General features: G+C 45.4%; 14 protein-coding genes and 1 riboswitch. Of the genes, 8 read left to right on the top strand and 6 right to left on the bottom strand.

Annotation, left to right across the window (positions count from 1 at the left end):
- Nucleotides 1-70 precede the first annotated feature (70 nt).
- The 5 genes from crtI (MHB63_03860) to MHB63_03840 all read left to right on the top strand — a co-directional run bounded on the left by crtI (MHB63_03860) (nucleotide 71) and on the right by MHB63_03840 (nucleotide 6,776).
- Complete coding sequence (crtI, locus tag MHB63_03860; GenBank protein MEK3805725.1) at nucleotides 71-1,594, top strand: phytoene desaturase family protein; 1,524 nt, start codon at nucleotides 71-73, stop codon at nucleotides 1,592-1,594.
- On the top strand, nucleotides 1,591-3,066 hold the full coding sequence (gene crtI / locus MHB63_03855) for a phytoene desaturase family protein (GenBank protein MEK3805724.1): 1,476 nt from the start codon (nucleotides 1,591-1,593) through the stop codon (nucleotides 3,064-3,066). The genes crtI (MHB63_03860) and crtI (MHB63_03855) overlap by 4 nt, the downstream gene beginning before the upstream one ends.
- Nucleotides 3,059-3,892 carry a phytoene/squalene synthase family protein gene (locus tag MHB63_03850; protein ID MEK3805723.1) on the top strand — a complete coding sequence of 278 codons (834 nt, stop codon included), beginning with the start codon at nucleotides 3,059-3,061 and terminating at the stop codon, nucleotides 3,890-3,892. The genes crtI (MHB63_03855) and MHB63_03850 overlap by 8 nt, the downstream gene beginning before the upstream one ends.
- Nucleotides 3,893-4,037: 145 nt before the next feature.
- Nucleotides 4,038-4,144: riboswitch (SAM riboswitch) on the top strand.
- A gap of 68 nt (nucleotides 4,145-4,212) precedes the next feature.
- Nucleotides 4,213-5,028 carry a MetQ/NlpA family ABC transporter substrate-binding protein gene (locus MHB63_03845; protein MEK3805722.1) on the top strand — a complete coding sequence of 272 codons (816 nt, stop codon included), beginning with the start codon at nucleotides 4,213-4,215 and terminating at the stop codon, nucleotides 5,026-5,028.
- A 293-nt stretch (nucleotides 5,029-5,321) separates the two neighbouring features.
- Nucleotides 5,322-6,776, top strand: coding sequence for a YdiU family protein (locus MHB63_03840; GenBank protein ID MEK3805721.1), 1,455 nt, complete (start codon nucleotides 5,322-5,324; stop codon nucleotides 6,774-6,776).
- Nucleotides 6,777-6,817: 41 nt separating this feature from the next.
- Here the strand turns inward: MHB63_03840 and crtI (MHB63_03835) are convergent, their stop codons facing one another.
- The 5 genes from crtI (MHB63_03835) to MHB63_03815 all read right to left on the bottom strand — a co-directional run bounded on the left by crtI (MHB63_03835) (nucleotide 6,818) and on the right by MHB63_03815 (nucleotide 12,748).
- The gene (crtI, locus tag MHB63_03835; GenBank protein MEK3805720.1) at nucleotides 6,818-8,296 is read right to left on the bottom strand and encodes a phytoene desaturase family protein; all 1,479 of its coding nucleotides are present in this window, start codon (nucleotides 8,294-8,296) and stop codon (nucleotides 6,818-6,820) included.
- 18 nt (nucleotides 8,297-8,314) lie between these two features.
- Entirely contained in the window at nucleotides 8,315-8,974 is a 660-nt protein-coding gene (locus MHB63_03830) for a lysophospholipid acyltransferase family protein (protein MEK3805719.1), read from the bottom strand.
- On the bottom strand, nucleotides 8,967-9,728 hold the full coding sequence (locus tag MHB63_03825; GenBank protein ID MEK3805718.1) for a carotenoid biosynthesis protein: 762 nt from the start codon (nucleotides 9,726-9,728) through the stop codon (nucleotides 8,967-8,969). The genes MHB63_03830 and MHB63_03825 overlap by 8 nt, the downstream gene beginning before the upstream one ends.
- A 139-nt stretch (nucleotides 9,729-9,867) precedes the next feature.
- The gene (locus tag MHB63_03820; protein MEK3805717.1) at nucleotides 9,868-11,151 is read right to left on the bottom strand and encodes an ammonium transporter; all 1,284 of its coding nucleotides are present in this window, start codon (nucleotides 11,149-11,151) and stop codon (nucleotides 9,868-9,870) included.
- Between the two features lie 235 nt (nucleotides 11,152-11,386).
- Entirely contained in the window at nucleotides 11,387-12,748 is a 1,362-nt protein-coding gene (locus MHB63_03815; protein MEK3805716.1) for an MATE family efflux transporter, read from the bottom strand.
- A gap of 122 nt (nucleotides 12,749-12,870) precedes the next feature.
- Here MHB63_03815 and MHB63_03810 point away from each other — a divergent pair, with 122 nt between their 5' ends.
- Nucleotides 12,871-13,734 (top strand): AraC family transcriptional regulator, encoded by an 864-nt coding sequence (locus tag MHB63_03810; protein ID MEK3805715.1) that lies wholly within the window; start codon nucleotides 12,871-12,873, stop codon nucleotides 13,732-13,734.
- 826 nt (nucleotides 13,735-14,560) lie between these two features.
- Nucleotides 14,561-14,881 (top strand): 2Fe-2S iron-sulfur cluster-binding protein, encoded by a 321-nt coding sequence (locus MHB63_03805; GenBank protein ID MEK3805714.1) that lies wholly within the window; start codon nucleotides 14,561-14,563, stop codon nucleotides 14,879-14,881.
- 275 nt (nucleotides 14,882-15,156) lie between these two features.
- Here the strand turns inward: MHB63_03805 and MHB63_03800 are convergent, their stop codons facing one another.
- Nucleotides 15,157-16,926, bottom strand: a complete 1,770-nt coding sequence (locus tag MHB63_03800; GenBank protein MEK3805713.1) for an alpha-glycosidase — start codon at nucleotides 16,924-16,926, stop codon at nucleotides 15,157-15,159.
- 391 nt (nucleotides 16,927-17,317) lie between these two features.
- Here MHB63_03800 and MHB63_03795 point away from each other — a divergent pair, with 391 nt between their 5' ends.
- A complete protein-coding gene (locus MHB63_03795) occupies nucleotides 17,318-18,622 on the top strand; it encodes a maltose ABC transporter substrate-binding protein (GenBank protein ID MEK3805712.1) in 1,305 nt (434 codons plus the stop codon).
- Nucleotides 18,623-18,804 lie beyond the last annotated feature (182 nt).

The raw sequence follows: 18,804 nt of genomic DNA, 5'->3' as shown, positions 1-18,804 counted from the left end.
AATTGTGTTTTAATAAATTGAATTGTATAATGTTTGTATAACTGTTGTACAGGAATTAGGAGGAGTAAACATGGCTAAAAAAATCATAGTCATCGGTGCAGGGCCTGGCGGCTTGGCAGCTGCCATGAATTTAGCGAGTCAGGGGTACCAGGTAGACGTATATGAAAAACAGCCATATGTCGGGGGGCGCAACGCTTCCATTGAACTGGACGGCTTCACGTTTGACATGGGGCCGACCTTTTTGAGCATGGTCCATATTGCTGAAGAGATTTTTGCTTCAGCCGGAAGAAACCTTCATGATTATATGGACATGATTGAACTTGAAGAAATGTACGAACTGATTTTTGACGATCAGTCCTTAAAAATGACAAAAAATCCGGAAAAAATGGTCGAGAGATTAGAAGAGTTTTCGCCGGGGGACGGCAAAGGCTATAACAGGTTCATGAACGATACGCGCAGGAAAATGGCGGCATTGACTCCAATACTGCAAAGTAAAATGGACCGCTTCAGTCATTACATGAGCTGGAAGGTCATTAAGGCTCTTCCGCAGCTGACTGTTACGAAATCGCTGTATGATGTTTTATCAGGCTATTTTAAAGACGAAAGAGTCAAATATGCGTTTACGTTTCAGTCTAAATATCTTGGCATGTCCCCCTGGGAATGTCCCGGCGCATTTTCAATCCTTTCTTTTATGGAACACGAATACGGCATTTTTCACCCAAGAGGCGGGGTAAACCAGCTGTCAAAAGCAATGGCAGCCGTGCTGAAAGAGCATGGGGGAACCATCCACCTCGGAAAAGGAGTGAAAAAACTGCTGCTCCAAGGCAAGGATGTGAAAGGCGTCATTCTTGAAGACGGAACGACAGCAGCTGCTGATGAAGTCGTCATCAACGGAGATTTCGCCCACGTTATGTCAAATCTCGTTGAACCGGGAATCTTAAAGAAATTCTCAAAAGAAAAACTGGAGAAGAAAAAATACTCCTGTTCAACCTTCATGATCTACCTCGGTCTCGATAAAAAATATGATCTGCCTCACCATACAATCGTTTTTTCTGAAGATTATAAGAGAAACGTAGAGGAAATCACGAAAACCCTCAAGCTGTCAGGGGATCCGTCCATCTATATTCAAAATGCAGCCGCAACAGATGATACTCTGGCGCCCGAAGGCAAGTCTGCGCTTTACATACTTGCCCCGGTACCAAACAACTTCAGCAATATTGACTGGGAACAGCATCAGGAAGAGTTCCGGGAACTCGTGTTTGAGACAATTGAACGGAAAACGCAGTTTAAAAATTTGAGAAATCATATTGAAACTGAAAAAATCATTACGCCAAAGAACTGGGAAGAAGACATTCTTGTCTATAAAGGAGCAACCTTTAATTTAGGCCATCAGCTGACACAGATGATGGTGCTCAGACCGCACAACAAATTTGAAGAGCTGAACAACTGCTGGCTTGTCGGAGGAGGAACTCATCCGGGCAGCGGGCTTCCTACCATTCTCGAATCAGCAAGGATCACGACTAATGCCATAATGGACGAAACCAGTCATGCTCTACCAATCAAATCTGAAAAGAAATTGGGGAATGCACTATGAAAATTGCAATAGCGGGCGGCGGCATCGGCGGGCTTATTTCAGCTCTTATGCTCAGGAAAAAAGGATATGAGGTCAGTTTGTTTGAAAAGAGAGACAGACTTGGGGGAAGGCTTGCCTTTACAGAAGAGAAGGGGTATAGGATCGATGAAGGCCCGACAATAGTTCTTTTGCCGGAAATGCTCACATCCATTTTGAATGAAGCAGGAATTAGCCGTGATCAGTACGAATTAATCAATATTAATCCGCTTTATAAACTGCACTTTAAAGATGGGTCTTCGTACACGAAATACAATTCCATTGAACGGCAGATCCAGGAGATAAAGGAGAACTTTCCGGGAAATGAAGAAGGCTTCGTTCAGTTCATGAAGGATATGGAGATCCGCTTTAACCTTGGACGGGACCAGTTTCTCGAGAAATCTTTTCATGATAAGCGAACATTCTGGACACGCAACAATCTGAAAACACTCATGCATCTGAAAGCTTATAAATCTGTAAACAACTCTCTAAAAGCCTATTTTCAGGATGAGAGAATCCGGCAGGCCTATTCCCTGCAGACGCTATATATCGGAGGCAATCCGCTTGATTCACCGGCCCTTTATTCGCTTATTTCATTCAGCGAGCATAAGCATGGCATTTATTATCTGAAAGGCGGTTATGCTTCCCTTGTAACGGTTCTTGAAAACGCCCTTCTAAATTCTGGCGTAAAGGTGATGAAAAATGCTACTGTTGAGAGAGTGGTAACAGATGGCGTGCAAGCAGCAGCTCTGATTGTAAACGGAGAAGAAGTCAAGGCGGATGCCTTTGTTTTAAACGGCGATTTTCCGGGCGCATCAAAGATGATTCCAAAGGAGTCAATGCCTGCAAGAAACTATACGGCGTCATCCAGCTGTGTTCTGCTTTACTTCGGACTGGACAAAGTCTACAGGGATTCACCTGTGCATCAGTTTTTCATGGGCTCGAATTTTCAGCAGCATATGAAAGAAATCTTTGAAACAAAAGAAGTTCCGTCAGATCCTTCCATCTACGCATTTCATCCTTCTGTAATCGATTCCTCACTTGCACCCGAGGGACACGGCGTTTTATACGCGCTTGTGCCGGTGCCGTCAGGCAGTTCGATCAACTGGGGGGAACAGGAAGGGTTCGTTGAAAAGATGATTGATCAGCTTGAAGAAAGAGGATTCCCCGGACTTAGAAAGTCGATCCAGTGGAAAAAAGTCAGAACACCGGATGACAAAGAAATGGAAGGACTCTTTCAGGGAGGAAGCTTCGGCATCGCTCCGACTTTGTTTCAATCCGGCGTGTTCAGACCGCAGGTTAAACCATCCAAGCTCACAAACGTTTATGCAGCAGGAGCTTCGATTCACCCCGGAGGCGGAGTCCCGATCGTGATGCAGGGGGCGAAGCTGATGGTTTCTGCCATCTTATCCGATCATCAAAACAAAGAGAGGGAAGGAGTGAGTCTGAGTGGTTGATTTAAAACAAGCCTATCAGCAGTGTGAAGAAGTCATCCGGCATCATTCTAAAACTTTCTATAAAGCTTTTTCGCTTCTGCCTCCCAAAAAAAGAAAAGCAGTGTGGGCTGTTTATGCATTCTGCAGAATCGTCGATGACATTGTAGACGAGGGAGAGAGGCCAAGCGAAGAATTAATGGCATTCACGGCTGAATTTGACTCTTTTCTAAGAGGGGACTACTCCAGAGACAATTTCATGTGGGTGGCCCTTCACGATACATTCACCAATTACGATATGGATGTGGAAGCTTTCCGGGACATGATTAAAGGCCAGGGAATGGATCTTGTCAAAATCCGCTATCAGTCTATGGAAGAAGTGCTCGATTATTCGTATCACGTTGCAAGCACAGTCGGCCTCATGCTTTTGCCGGTGCTTGCTCCGAAAAAGACAAGCCTTCTTCGGGAAGGGGCTATTGCTCTTGGACTCGGCATGCAGCTGACGAACATCCTAAGGGATATCGGAGAAGATCTTGAACGCGGCCGCATTTATGTCCCTGAAGAGGTGATGGCAAGACATAAAATGACCGAATTTGATCTGCAGCAACAGAAGGTAACCCCTGAATTTATCCGAGTATGGGAGCATCTTGCGGCAGAAGCGGAAAAGCATTATGATACAGCGATGCTGACTATGCATGAATACCCTCTGCATTCCCGCGCACCTGTGAAAGCGGCCGGCCACTTTTACCGTGCGATCCTTAATAAAATCCGCTTAAATGACTACAATGTGTTCGGTGAGCGGAATTTTGTGTCAAGTGAAGAAAAACATGCGATCCTTTCGCAGATCTGATTTTGAACACAGCTCTGAGCTGCACCGTCTTCATCGGGACGGTGCTTTTTAGCAGAGTGTTAATCTTACTATTTTGATTATTCTAAAATAGTGATTGACAGAACCCAATACACAGTATAAGATTACGTTATTCAATTTAATAGCTTGCTTATCAAGAGTGACTGAGGGAACAGGCCCTGCGACGTCCGGCAACCTCCTTAATTGGAACGGTGCTAAATCCTGCAGAATGTTCTTCATTCTGAAAGATAAGTCGTCATACATACGATTCCTCTTTCTGAATGAAGGAGGAATTTTTTTATTCAATCTAGGGGGAAAAAGACATGAAGAAAATGGTATTGGCATTATTAGTGGCAGGAGCGGGAATCCTGTCTGCGTGCGGCGCAGAAGAAACAAATGGAGAGAAGAAAGAAATTAAAATCGGGGCATCAGCAGGTCCATACACAGATATGGTAGAGCTTGCGATTAAACCTGGTCTGGAAAAGAAGGGCTATGAAGTAGAGGTTGTCCAGTTCAACGATTATATTCAGCCCAATAATGCCCTCGGCAATGATGAACTTGATGCAAACCTGTTTCAGCATAAAATCTACATGGAAACATTCGCAGAGCAAAGCAAACTGGAACTTTCGGAAATTATCACAGTTCCCACGGCCCCAATGGGATTGTATTCTGATAAAGTAAAGGACATTGATGAAGTCAAAGAGGGTGCCTCAGTCGCCATTCCAAACGATCCGACGAATGCTGCCAGGGCGCTTCATATTCTGAAGGACGCAGGACTGATTCAGTTAAATGAAGAGGTCAGCCCGCTTCAAGTATCTGAAAAAGATGTGACGGAGAATCCTAAAAAACTGACGTTCCTTCCGATCGAAGCTGCACAGCTTCCAAGAGCTGTAGAAGATGCGGACCTTTCTGCCGTGCCGGGGAATTTTGCTCTTGCAGCTAAAATGGACCTTGCGGATGCGGTGACTCTCGAGAACATGAACGATGTACACCGCAATCGCGTTGTGATGAACACAAAAGACGCTGAGTCGGAAATCGCCAAGGATATTAAAGACGTTGTTGAATCCGAAGAGTTTGAGGAGGCAATAGACAAAGATTTTAAAGGATTTGGAAAGCCTGACTGGATGGAAGGCAAATAAATGGAGCAGAATGAAAACAGTCCGTATTGGGCTGTTTTTCTGATGGGAATTATAAAAAATGAGTTGTGAAAAACTTTGAAACGTGATCGGCGTCCAGCTCCACCACCTAGATCCTCTGTCAGAACAAATCCGGCAAAAAAGTCAAACCCGGACTTTTCTGCCGGATTCTTATCTGTCTATCGGTCTGTTCAAGGCGTTTCCGCTTTTGTTATTTCTTGAGTAAATTCGCTTCCTCTGAAATAATTGAAATACAGTTTATCCTAAACCTGAATGAAAACAAGAAAGGAGACAGGATGAAAAATTTAACCAGCGGATGGAATTTTGACAACAGCTACATGCGTCTTCCGTCACTCTTTTTTGCCAGTCAGAAACCGGCTCCGGCAAGTTCTCCTGAAATGGTGATGTTTAATGAAAAACTGGCTGCTTCTCTCGGGCTCAGTGCTGACACATTAAAAAGAGATGCGGCTGTTTTTGCCGGAAACCGGATTCCTGATGGTGCAGAGCCGCTTGCACAAGCTTACGCAGGTCATCAATTTGGACATTTTACAATGCTTGGGGACGGCCGGGCGATCCTGATTGGTGAACACCTGACGCCGGATGACAGAAGAATCGATATTCAGCTGAAAGGCGGAGGAAGGACAAAATTTTCCCGGGGAGGCGACGGTCGGGCTGCCCTTGGCCCGATGCTTCGGGAGTACATCATCAGTGAAGCCATGCACGGCCTTGGCATCCCGACGACACGGAGTCTTGCAGTGGTCAAAACGGGGGACGCTGTGATCAGGGAATCGTTTTTGCCTGGTGCGGTTCTGACCCGGATCGCTTCAAGCCACATTAGGGTAGGCACCTTCCAGTATGCGGCTAACTGGGGAAGCAGAGAGGATTTAAAGACGCTTGCTGACTATGCAATCAAGCGGCATGATCCGGAGATTGAAGAAAATGGACACGCCTATTTGTCCTTTTTAAAGAAAGTGATTGACCGTCAGGCTGAACTCATTGCCAAATGGCAGCTTGCAGGATTTATTCACGGTGTCATGAACACAGACAACATGACAATCAGCGGAGAAACCATCGATTACGGACCATGTGCCTTTATGGACGCATATGATCCGGGAACCGTATTTAGCTCCATTGATGTCAATGGCCGCTATGCATACGGAAATCAGCCTTACATCGGAGGATGGAACCTTGCAAGACTGGCAGAATCCCTTTTGCCGCTGCTTCATGAGGATGAGGAAAAGGCGATTGAGATTGCGCAGGATACCCTCTCAGCGTACAGTGATTTGTATCAGCAGTACTGGCTTAATGGAATGAGGGCTAAATTGGGCTTGTTCACTCAGGAAGAAGAGGACGAGTCTCTCGTTCAGGAATGGCTGAAGTTGATGCAGAAGCATCATGCGGATTACACAAATTCGTTCAGGTCACTCACGACTGGTTCATACGGGGACTCTGCCCTGTTTCAATCAGAGGAGTTCGGAAAGTGGAATCGTCTTTGGGAAGAGAGGCTAAGCAGGCAGACGCAATCAAAAGAGGAGTCGCTGCAGCTTATGAAAAACAGCAACCCCGCAGTCATTGCCCGCAATCACCGGGTAGAAGAGGCCCTTGCAGCCGCTGCCGAGGGAGATTACAGTGTGACTGAGAGGCTGCTGCGTGTATTGGAAAATCCGTATGCGTACTCCCCGGAACAGGAAGAATACTGCAAGCTTCCTCTGAATGACGATCAGCCTTACAAGACTTATTGTGGTACGTGAGATGATAAAAAAACTGTTTCCCGCATTCAGGGAACAGTTTTTTAGCTTCTGTGCCTTGAAGCAACAGCCTCCCCGACGTTCATACCGCTCAGGGTTACCATGGGCGAACCTCCTCCGGGATGGGTGCTGCCGCCAACGAAGGAAAGATTGCGGATGTCTTTTGAAAAATTGGAAGGCCGGAGAAAGGCGTCCATTTTTCTGTTGGCTGAGATGCCGTAAAGAGCTCCGCGGTATGCTCCGAACGTGTCTGCGATTTCAAGCGGAGTTATGACTTGTTCACATGCAAGCTGACCTCGGATCTCGAGTCCTTTTGCCTCCAGAATATCATAAATCCGTTCCTTGTATTCTTCTGCATCTGCAGCAAGCTCTCCCTCTTTTGTAAGAGCCGGAGCATTGACCAAAATGAACAGGTTATCTCCCGACGGGGATACGCTTTTGTCCGTATACGAGGAATTACTGATGTAGATGGTCGGCTCACCGCTGTACCGATGCTCAGAAAACAGATCATTAAATTCCTCTTTGTAATCCTTAGAGAAAAAGACATTATGGTGCAAAAGCTCCCTATGTCTTTTTTTCAGGCCGGCCAAAATGACAAATGCAGAGATGGACGGCTGGTAGCTGTCGCGCTTGGAAGCTTTAAATCCCGGACGGTGCTGCTCGTCAACAAGTTCAGGATACGCCTGAAGCAGGTCGGCATTCATGATGACTTCATCCGCTTGAAAAGATCGTCCGTCTTCAAGCAGAACTGATGACACCTTCTTATCTTTGACTTGGAGCCTGTTCACCTTCGACCCAAAGTGAAACCGCACCCCGAGTTTTTCTGCAGCCGCTTTAAATCCTTCTGCAATTTTCACATTCCCGCCTTCAACGTAATAAACGCCCTGCACAAGTTCAAGATAAGCAATCATTGAAAAAGTGGCAGGAGAGATATACGGGGAGGAGCCGATGTATGTGGCATACCGGTCAAACGCCTTGAGCAGCTCAGGGTTTTTAAAATATCTGCCGAAAAAGTGATGCATGGATTCAAGCGGCCGGACTTTCAGCAGCGCGCTTCCAAGAGAAGGTGAAAGGTAGTCTGCAAACGACTGAAACATCTTTGGGAAAAAGTGCGTTTCAGACAGTTTGTACAGCCTCGTAATTTCTCTTAAAAAGTCATCATAATGCTGTGCGGCGAACGGATCGATTTCCTTCAGCTGTTCTTTCATGGCAGCGGTATTGTTTGTAAAATCAAAGACCGTTCCGTCACTAAAAACGTTGCGCGTATGAACATCAAGCTTTTTCATGTTCAGAACGTCACTCATCCTTATGCCTGCTTTTGAAAAGACGCGGTCAAAAACCTGAGGCATGGTAATCGTATTTGGACCAAAGTCAAAATGATAGTCTAAAAGAGAAACAGGCATCAGCTTTCCGCCTGCATGCCTGTTCTTCTCCACGACATCTACGTGAAAGCCTTCGCTTGCAAGAGTAATGGCCGCAGACAGCCCTCCAAGACCGGCTCCGATGACGACTGCTTTTTTCATAGGGAAACGTCCTTTCTTCTATAACACATTCTCAAACCCGCTGACGTTCTTTTCAATGACCTGCTGTCTCAGGGAATCGAGTTCTTTTGTAAACAGTTCCTCAAAACAAAGGTTCTTTTCTTTACGGGAGGTCCCGGTAAGTTCCTTGTATGTAATAGGAGGACAAATTCGGACGAAAAGATCCTGCTTTTTCCGGTCTCCAAAAGAATAGTAAAAGATGACGGGAAGAACCGGTATGTGAGGGTGTTTCTCAAGCAGGGAAACCGCCCCTGGCAAAAAGCCTAGAGGGCGCTTCTCGAGATGCATTTCATCCCCCTGCGGGAAAAGACAGACTGATTTGCCCTCATCCAGTTTTCTGCCTGCATACTGAAGAGAAAGCACAATGTCTTTCGGTTTCCCCCGGTTAACAGAAAACGCGCCGAGCTTTCTGAAAAAGGGGAATTCCTTCAGTCCTTTTTCGTGCATCATGATGTAGATATCGTGCTTTATTTTTGCCTGATTGCAGTGGAAAAGAAGAAGACCGTCCCACCACGAACTGTGATTCATGCAGATGATCGCCTGATTGGGCAGCTCTGCAGGCCCATCGAGGTAAATCCCGTTAAAATGGCGTTTAAACAGCTGCCTGTTATAAAGGAAAAACAATTTTTCAAAGTAAGGCTTTTTGGCGGCTTCAATCATGTGGGAACCTCTTTAAAGAATAATAGTAAACCGCAAGCGCTGCAGCAGTCAGCACAATAGTGGCGGAAACAGCAAGCCACAGTTTGCTGATCAGAGCCAAAAGGATGAACATGGCCTGCATCAGAATAAAAACAAGGACCATCCGGCTGTGCCAGATGCCGCTCACGTTCATTTCGCTATGTACAAGAAAGTAGATGACAGCATGCAGAATGAAGGCGACAATAAACCACCCTGCAAAATTTGAAAAGGGAATGTTGTAGTAAAAACTTTCTGCCTGCCATACCCAGTATTCTTTAACCTCGTAGGCTACAGGATCAATGATCAGATCCATCAGAACCGCAAGCAAAGAGCCTGTGAGAACGTAGATCAGCACATTTTTCTTATAGGCGATCACTTTGGCAAGTGCATGTGACGAGGCGATCACCATCAGCCATGCAAATCCGATTGCGATCGGAACGCCGATCAGTTTAGGGCCGAAATCCTGAGTGTAGTAGTAGTCACCAAACAAAATACCGTACTCAACGCCGAGGTGCTCTGCAAAAATGGAGAAAAAAACGATGATCGCAGAAATGGAAAGTCCTTTTGAAGTTCCGTACGAACGGACAAAATAAATGCCTCCAATCAAGCCTGCAGCTATCAGGAACACCACATTTGCCCATTCCAGGGCGGGAGGAAGGATATCAAAGCTTAAAAGAACAACACCGCACGCATACCAGAAAAGGAAAAAATAATAGATGGACTGGTCAATTTTCATTTGTGCACCTCTCTCTACTCTGATTATAAGAAACCGCAGGGGAATGCACAAGGAAACGCGCTCTGGCCATGCGGACGAGGCGTCTGATGAAAGCTGAGCACAAAAAAAGAGCGGCATCACACCGCTCTAAACCACTCTGTTAAGCTGTTGTTTTTTTCTCAGGCTTGCTTCCTTCTGCAGAAGCAAACGATTCAGGATAGCCGTAGCTGCCGTGTTCACTCATATCAAGACCGATCATTTCTTCTTCTTCTGTCACGCGGATTGTGCCCATTGCCTTTTTCATCACAATGAGGATGACGTAAGACACGATGAACGCATACGCGGCACATGAGAGAATGCCGATGGCCTGAACGCCGAGCTGTGTGAGGCCTCCTCCGTAGAACAGTCCCGCAAGTCCGCCGTTTCGCTCAGCAAGCTCCGGAGTAGCGAAGAAACCGGTGGATAATGTACCCCAGACGCCTGCCGCACCGTGAACAGAGAGGGCAAAAATCGGATCATCAATTTTCGCTTTATCAAACAGCTTCATGCTGAAGTAGACAAGAACTCCGGCGACAAGTCCGATGACAACCGCTGCCCACGGGGCCACGAATGCACAGGAGGCAGTGATGGCTACAAGTCCGGCAAGAGCGCCGTTTAAAGTTGTAGGAATATCAGCTTTGCCTGTCATCACCCGGACGGCAATCATCGCTGCGATGGCACCTGCACCTGCTGCAAGCTGCGTGTTTAAAGCAACATATCCAAAAAATCCGTCTGATACGCCGAATGTGCTTCCTGCGTTAAATCCGAACCAGCCGACCCAAAGGATTAAAACGCCTAGAGCCGTGTATACCTGGTTATGGCCGAAAAGCTGATTCATCGTACCGTCTTTTGCATATTTTCCGAGTCTTGGCTTTAAGACAATCGTCGCAGCGAGTGCCGCCATTGCACCAGTCAAATGAACGACTGTGGATCCTGCGAAATCCTGCTTGCCTAAATCCTTAAGCCAGCCGGCTCCCCAAATCCAGTGGGCAACGACCGGATAGATCAATGCAGAGAATAAGACTGCGAAGATAACATATGCAGACAGTTTAGCACGTTCTGCAAATCCTCCGAAGGCAATTGTCAGTGCAATTGCTGCAAAGGCGAGCTGGAAAAAGAAATCAACGGAAGTGGTCAGCCCGTCAGTTGCTGGAGAAGCATCTCCGTAAAAGAAGTTTGAAAGACCGATAAACTTGTTGCCATCACCGTAAATGAACCCGTACCCTACTGCCCAGAACACAAGAGAGGCAATTCCAACTGTAAAAATCGTCTTCCCTGCAATATGACCGGCGTTTTTCATCCGGGTAGATCCCGCTTCAAGAAGAATAAATCCTCCTTGCATGAGCAAAACAAGTATACCCGCAATGACGACCCATAAATTATCCATTAGCACGATAGCATCCATTCCTCAACACACTCCTTTTAATAAAAGATAATAAAGACTGATTTTCATGTCAGGAAATATAACACCTGTTGTTATGTTTATTATCATATGGCAAGAGTATGCAGAAAGCAAGCATTTTTCTGAAAATTATAATAAAAAATAAGGACTAATTTCCTGTGTGATTTTTGACAGCGGTTACAACTTGCGTCACATAAGCTGACGCGAAAATTAAAACATCCGGCGGAATCGCCGGATGTCAGATTGCTGCTTTTGAATGTAAAACAAATCCTTTATTGATCCAGACTCTGGACTTCCATCTTATAAGCATGAGGATGCCTCTCAGCCACTCATCCGCTATAAACGCAATCCAGATGCCTGCAAGACCAAGTTCAAACTGAATCCCAAGCACATAGGCAAGCGGAACGCTGATTCCCCACATGGACAAAATACCCATATATACCGGGAACTTTACATCTCCTGCCGCTCTAAGCGCACTGATGATAATCAGATTAAATGCTCTGCCGGGTTCAAGAATGATGGTCAGGAGAAGAAGGACAGCTCCTGTCTGCAGAATCTCGGTGTTATCTGTGAAGATGCCGAACAGACTGTCGGTAAAAATGCTGAATATCACAGCGATGACGGCAGAAGTACCGATACCCCAATAGAGGGACTTCATGCATCTGGCGTAAGCCTGGTTGTATTCTTTAGCTCCTGTCATCTGTCCGATCATAATCTGATTTCCCTGGCTGATCGCGAGACTGAAAAGGAAGATGAACATCATCAGGTTCTGTGCATAAACCTTTGTTGTCAGCGCTTCAGCTCCAAGCATGGTAATAAAAATGGTAATGACGATTTGAGATCCGTTGTAGGCAAGATGCTCACCTGCGGACGGCACCCCGATCTTCAGCAGATTTTTCAGGTGAGAAACAGGCAGTTTAAAAACATCGAGCGCTTTCGTCTGGAATGAAATCCGCTTTACAAGGAGATAAGAAATCGCAATCAGTCCCGCAAGCCTTGAGACAACAGTCGAAAGGGCAACCCCCTCCACTCCAAGAACCGGTATGCCGAATGGTCCGAAAATAAACAGATAATTTCCAATGACATTAAGAATATTCATGCCGATTGTGATATACATCGTATCCTTTGTAAATCCGTAGCTCTTAAGGACAGCTCCAATGGTCATGATAAGCGCCTGAAGGAAACAGAGCCCTCCGACCATCTTTAAGTAATAGTCTGCTTCTGCCATCAGGGCAGGGGGGATATTCATCATCATGAGCATGTTTTCGCTGAAAGCAATGACCGCTGCACCGATAATCAGGCCAAGAACCAGATTGGCTGCAATGGATACCTGCGAAATTTCAAGGGCGCTTCTGCTGTTGCCGGCACCGACGTTCTGCGTAATCAGAACAATCGTTCCTGTTGCGATAAAGCCGAACATGACGATTAAAATGTTCAGAATCTGATTCGCCACTCCTACAGCTGCAACAGAGTTATCCGAATACTGGCTGAGCATCAGGGTGTCGGCATTTCCCATCAGCATGTGAAGAAACAGCTCAATAAAAATAGGCCAGGTAAGAGCAAATAATGTCAATTTTCGATCTTTCTTTACTTGAGGCAAAAAACATCCTCCTTCCCAAAAACTTACGTAAAATCATTACTAGTTTACAGATGATCTTCTATAATAAAAAGAGATGATTTCGATCATTTTTGGAAAAATACGACCTGAAGAGAGAGAGCGCCATGTCCTACATCGGTTTTGACATTCCTCCATTTCCAACTTTTATAAAAGGCGGAGATGCTATTTTTAAAAAGGGATCCAAGCACTTTAAGCGCATTTTTACCGTCTTTGATCTGATCTACGTCCAGTCGGGAGAGCTTTACATAACGGAAAACAGCGAGCCATTTACAATAAAAGACGGCCAGTTCATCATCTTAACTCCAGGCTTTGAACACTACGGACATAAAAGCTGCAGAGAAGATACAAGAGTTTTTTGGTGTCATTTCAAAATGGAGGGTGAATTTTCACTGTACAGGGAGGGGTATGAAAACTGGGCAGAGATTCAGACGCGAGACGGGGACTTTGTCGTTCCGCCCCAATTTCATTTTAAACTTCCGGCTTTCGGAGAGTGCCTCCACCGTGATTTTGTTGAAAAGATTTTTGAGAATCTTACACGTCTGGATCATCAGACCCCTGATTTTCCGCTGAGGCAGCAGATTTATTTTCAGGAAATCATTCTTCATCTCCAAAAAGAATCACTGAAAATTTCAAGTGCAGCTGAAAAAGTAGTAGAAGACACGCTGCGTTATATTAGGAAACATTACAAAGAAGAGAAGAAGATGGAGGACGTTGCAAAGGAACTTCACTTTCATCCCGACTACATCACAAGATGCATGCAGAAAACAATGGGGGTCACACCCGTACAGTACTTAACTCAGTACCGGATGGAACAGGCGAAGCGTCTTCTGTCTACTACTGACGATAAAATTTCATTCATTGCAAAAGAGTCCGGCATACAGGATCCCGCCTACTTCACAAAAATATTTAAGCGGCTGGAAGGAGTTTCACCACTTGAATATCGAAAGATAGTATCAAGGAAAAAATAAAACATGTATGAATAAGACCGATAATAGGTCAGGATGGTACTGAAGTTATGGTCTTGGGGGTAAGTGCCTTCAGGGCGGAAAATCATGTGTTTGATGGTTGCGATCCTGGAGATAAGTGCCGTCAAAACAGAAAACCGGTAGCTTGATGGTTCCGAACTCGGAGATAAGTGCCGTCAAACGAGAAAATTGCTGGCTTGATGGTTCTCAACTTGGAGATAAGTGCCATCAAAACAGAAAAGCGGTAGCTTGATGGTTCCGAACTCGGAGATAAAGGCCATCAAACGGGAAAATCGCTGGCTTGATGGTCCTGAACTTGGAGATAAGTGCCATCAAACGGGAAAAACGCTGGCTTGATGGTCCTGATCTCGGAGATAAGTGCCACCAAGCCGGAAAATCCGGGTCTTGATGGTTCCAATCCCGTAGATAAGTGCCACCAAGCCGGAAAATCCGGGTCTCGATGGTTCCAATCTCGTAGATAAGTGCCATCAAGACAGAAAATCCGGGTCTTGATGGTTCCAATCCCGGAGATAAGTGCCATCAAGACAGAAAATCTGCAGCTTGATGGTTCCGAACTCGGATATAAGTGCCGTCAAAACAGAAAATCGCTGGCTTGATGGTTCCAAACTCGGAGATAAGTGCCACCAAGCCGGAAAATCCGGGTCTTGATGGTTCCAATCCCGTAGATAAGTGCCACCAAGCCGGAAAATCCGGGTCTTGATGGTTCCAATCCCGTAGATAAGTGCCATCAAGACAGAAAATCTGCAGCTTGATGGTTCCAATTCAAGTAATAAGTAACATTAAACCAGAAACCAATGGAGGAATAAAAATGCCGACAATTAACGTGCCGGGCCACGGCTCATTTGAAACAGAAATGGGAAAAAAACTTGTTTTAGCACTTGAAGATAATGGAGTCAACATTCTCCACCGCTGCGGCGGGAAAGCGAAATGCACAAGCTGCCGCGTGGAAATTCTTGAAGGTGATTTTGAAGATTTAACTAACACAGAACGAAACGCGTTCGCTGAAAAGGGAGTAGAGGATCATCTGCGCCTATCCTGCCAGATCCGCGTAAACGGCGATGTCACCTGCAGGCCGATTATGACGGTTGAAAGCAGGGGCATTGATGCGGGGCCAAGGCCTGAGGAATGAAACCGGATAGTAACACGTCAGAAAATTTTTTCTGGCGTGTTTTTTTGTGGTTTTTATGGGGACAGAGTGGATGGGTTTTGGAAATTTCTGGTACGAAACCTGCAGGTTGGAGGACATTTGATTGGCGGGTCAAAAAGGAGGAAAGATATGACCTTTCAACAGCACTAGTCCGTCGTGAACGGTCAATAATCAGAAGGATAAGCCCCTCCATCAAAACAGTTCCATCGTGAAAGAACCAAAAAAAAGCACCCCATACACCGGGGCACCTTCATTCCTTATTCCTCAACCAAATAAAACGCCATCTCATAAGGAGGCACTGTCACCGTCAGTTTCTCTGCATGTGCTGCAAATTCTTTTCCGGTGAGCAAGTCAGTCAGATTCGTGTCTTCGAGGCTGAACGGAAGAACGGCTGAGAGTTCTTTGTCCGAATTGTTCAGAACGGCTATCATTTTCTGGCTGCTGTTCTGTTTTGTGAAAATGACATGATTGGTCTCATCGTTTGCTTCAACAAATGTGATGTCGCCGCCGTTTCCGAATACAGGGTACTTTTTGCGCAGGCTGATCAGTTTTTTGACATAAGTGAACAGTTCGCGGTCCTGCTTGTCCTCTTCCCAGATCATGCACTTGCGGCAGCCCGGGTCCTGTTCTCCGTCCATGCCGATTTCATCTCCGTAGTAGATGCACGGTGTTCCGATGAAGCTTAATTGATAGGCAAAAAGCAGTTTCAGTTTTTCTTCGGACCCGCCTGCTGTTGTTAAGATTCTTGGGGTATCATGGCTGCCAAGAAGGTTGAAGGCGACCTCGTTCACGTTTTTAGGATAAGAGTGGAGGACGCTTTCCATGATGTGAACAAATTCTTCCGCTTTTACTTTATTATTTGCGATAAAGTTCATCGTTCCGGTTGTGAACGGGTAATTCATGACGGCATCAAACTGATCACCCTGAAGCCAAGGCATAGAGTCGTGCCAGATTTCACCCAGTATGTAGACATCTTCTTTTTCAGCTCTCACAGCCTGCCTGAACTCTCTCCAGAATGCATGATCCACTTCGTTCGCAACATCGAGGCGCCATCCGTCAATATCAAACTCCCTTACCCAGTAACGGCCCACTTCCAGCAGATAGCTCCGCACTTCTGGATGCTCTGTGTTCAGCTTCGGCATGCTTTCAACAAATGCGAACGCATCATAATTCAAAGAATCATCCTCGTTTTTTAGAGGGAACTTGCGGATGTGAAACCAGTCTTTATAGGCTGATTTCTCGCCGTTTTCAAGAACGTCCTGAAACTGCGGGAAATAGTAGCCGCTGTGATTGAAAACAGCATCAAGCATCACTTTAATGCCGTTATCATGACACGTTCTGACAAGGCGCTTAAAGGTTTCTTTATCACCGAATTGCGGATCAAGCTCCATGTAGTCGATCGTGTCGTATTTGTGGTTTGAATACGCTTTAAAAACAGGAGTGAAATAAATGCCGCTGATGCCAAGGTCCTTCAGGTAGCCGATGTTTTGGATGACTCCTTCAAAATCACCGCCGAAGAAATTGCTGCTTGTCGGTTCTGTTCTTCCCCATTCCAGGGTGCCATCTGGATTAATAGAAGAATCTCCATTGGCAAAACGTTCCGGGAATATCTGATACCAGACTGTTTCCTTCACCCACTCAGGTGCATGGAATACATCCGCTTTATTTAAGAAAGGGAAGGCGAAGTACGGAGCTGTATCGTCCGAGACCACATCTTTAGTAAATCCCTTTTCTGTATAGACCCATTTTTCATCTCCTGAAATCAGCTCAAATCCGTAGCGCATTCTTCTGTATTCCGGTTCGACAGCTGTAAACCAGTAGTCAAACAGCTCATCCGATCCGCTTTTTTTCATTTCTTTCTGCTTAAACGTCCAGCCGTCTTTGCTCCATTCATATGGATCGCCATGCACAAGGCTGACGGTTTCAACATCATTCTTCTTCGTGCGCAGTCTGATGTGCAGTGTTTTTTCATCGTATGCGTAAGCATATTGATTTTTAGGGCGGTGATATACAGCTTCTTTTAACAATACATTCACTCTCTTTCTGCGGGCCGTTTTGCAGCGGGGCACAGGAATGGAGGATGTGTGACTATCATCCCATCCTTTTGTGCACCGACTATAGCCAAAAAATAGATTTCTTTTCTATTATAAGGCAATGGGAAAACGTTTGCATTTATTTTAAAAATGTATTGACTTTTAATTCTGGCAAACTTAAAATAAAAATTAGTTAGTAGGGAAAACGTTTGCACAAACCTTGGCAGAAACGGCTGTCTGATAGAGATGAAAGCCTTTTTTTAAGAGGGTAATAGGAAGCGTTTTCACTAACGAACTATGAGACTTTGGTTTCAGTTGTGCTGAAAGTCCCCTGGGCACTAAGTACAATGAAATAGATTACAACAAAATAAAAGGTGGGGAAATTATGAGAAAGTTTTTATCACTTACTCTCATTGCTTTGCTTGTATTCGTCATGGCAGCATGCAGCAAGCCTGGCAGCTCAGAGCCGGCAAAGACAGAAGGCGGCGACAAAGAGGGAGAAAAAAAGACAGAAGAAGCAGTAGATTTGACTCCTGAAGAAGGCGCAAAGCTTGTACTTTGGGATAATGCAGACTCAGAAGCCAAGTGGGCGACTATGGTTGCAGAAGAATTTACGAAAAAATACGATATCCCGGTTGAAGTGCAGGAAGTTAACCACGTTGACGCTGCAGGCAAACTTGAAGTAGACGGTCCTGCTGGACTTGGCGGAGATGTATTCCACGCACCTCACGATCATGTAGGAAACATGGTTAAAGCTGGTCTTATTTATGAAAACGTTTTAGCTGATGAGTATAAAGAAAGCTTCCTTCCAGCTGCGATCAGCGGAACATCTTACACAGATGAAAACGGCGATTCTAAGCTTTACGGATTCCCGATGGCTATTGAAACATATGCACTATATTACAATAAAGATTTAGTAGACAAGCCTGCAGAAACATTTGACGAAATTTTTGAACAGTCTAAAGGCTTTGCCGGAGACGGCAAATACGGCTTCATGATGGAGCCTGCAAACTTCTACTTTGCACATGCATTCTTCGCTGGCTACGGCGGCTACATTTTCGGCAGCGACAACACAGATGCAGCTGATCTTGGAGTGAACAGCGAAGGCGCAGTTAAATCCGGTGAATTCATGCAGCGCATGAACAAAGAACTTCTTCCGCTTAAAAAAGAAGACATCACTGGCGACTTGATCAGTTCTTTCTTTAACGAAAACAACTTAATGTACCGCATCTCTGGTCCATGGGATATTAAAAACCATGAAGAAGCAGGCATCAACTTCGGTATTGCTCCGCTTCCGAAATTAGATAACGGCGAAACACCAAAAAGTTTCTCTGGAATCAAAGCTTACTATGTTAACTCTTATTCTAAATATCCAAAAGCAGCTACACTTCTTGCACAATTTGCAACAAGCAAAGAAATGCTTGAAAAACGCTTTGAAATGACAGGACAGCTTCCTCCTCAAACAGAATTGATTGAAAGCGATGCTATCCAAAACGACGAAGTTGCTTCAGCATTCCTTGAGCAGGCTGAATCAGCACTTCCAATGCCGAACATTCCTGAAATGCAATCAGTTTGGGGTCCAATGGAAACGGCTTATACAACAATGTGGAACGATGGAACTGAACCTAAAAAGGCACTTGACGCTGCACGTCAGCAAATTGAGGATGCTATCTCTTCACAAACGAAGTAATAGTCAGTCTGAGCCGATACCTATGGTATTGGCTCAACTTTTATCCTTTATTGGCAGGCAGCAGCCTCTACCTCTATGCCCTGAACATGCATGAGAAAGAGGTGGGGGTCAACTGCCCGTAAATGGGGACAGCAAAGGGACAATGGGGATTTTTTGAAGAAGTTTTCTCAATATACATGATT

Origin of the sequence: Bacillus sp. FSL H8-0547, assembly GCA_038002745.1 — a bacterium.
In the GTDB taxonomy this organism is placed as follows: Bacteria; Bacillota; Bacilli; order Bacillales; family Bacillaceae; genus Bacillus_P.
The sequence above is the reverse complement of the archived record's forward strand: the minus strand, read 5'-3'. Positions and strand labels throughout refer to the sequence as shown.

Excerpts from the sequence above, each read along its gene's own strand:
- crtI (MEK3805725.1), top strand. The coding sequence starts at position 71 with ATGGCTAAAAAAATCATAGTCATCGGTGCAGGGCCTGGCGGCTTGGCA.
- crtI (MEK3805724.1), top strand. The coding sequence starts at position 1,591 with ATGAAAATTGCAATAGCGGGCGGCGGCATCGGCGGGCTTATTTCAGCT.
- MHB63_03845 (MEK3805722.1), top strand. The coding sequence starts at position 4,213 with ATGAAGAAAATGGTATTGGCATTATTAGTGGCAGGAGCGGGAATCCTG.
- MHB63_03840 (MEK3805721.1), top strand. The coding sequence starts at position 5,322 with ATGAAAAATTTAACCAGCGGATGGAATTTTGACAACAGCTACATGCGT.
- crtI (MEK3805720.1), bottom strand. The coding sequence starts at position 8,296 with ATGAAAAAAGCAGTCGTCATCGGAGCCGGTCTTGGAGGGCTGTCTGCG.
- MHB63_03830 (MEK3805719.1), bottom strand. The coding sequence starts at position 8,974 with ATGATTGAAGCCGCCAAAAAGCCTTACTTTGAAAAATTGTTTTTCCTT.
- MHB63_03825 (MEK3805718.1), bottom strand. The coding sequence starts at position 9,728 with ATGAAAATTGACCAGTCCATCTATTATTTTTTCCTTTTCTGGTATGCG.
- MHB63_03820 (MEK3805717.1), bottom strand. The coding sequence starts at position 11,151 with ATGGATGCTATCGTGCTAATGGATAATTTATGGGTCGTCATTGCGGGT.
- MHB63_03810 (MEK3805715.1), top strand. The coding sequence starts at position 12,871 with ATGTCCTACATCGGTTTTGACATTCCTCCATTTCCAACTTTTATAAAA.
- MHB63_03805 (MEK3805714.1), top strand. The coding sequence starts at position 14,561 with ATGCCGACAATTAACGTGCCGGGCCACGGCTCATTTGAAACAGAAATG.
- MHB63_03795 (MEK3805712.1), top strand. The coding sequence starts at position 17,318 with ATGAGAAAGTTTTTATCACTTACTCTCATTGCTTTGCTTGTATTCGTC.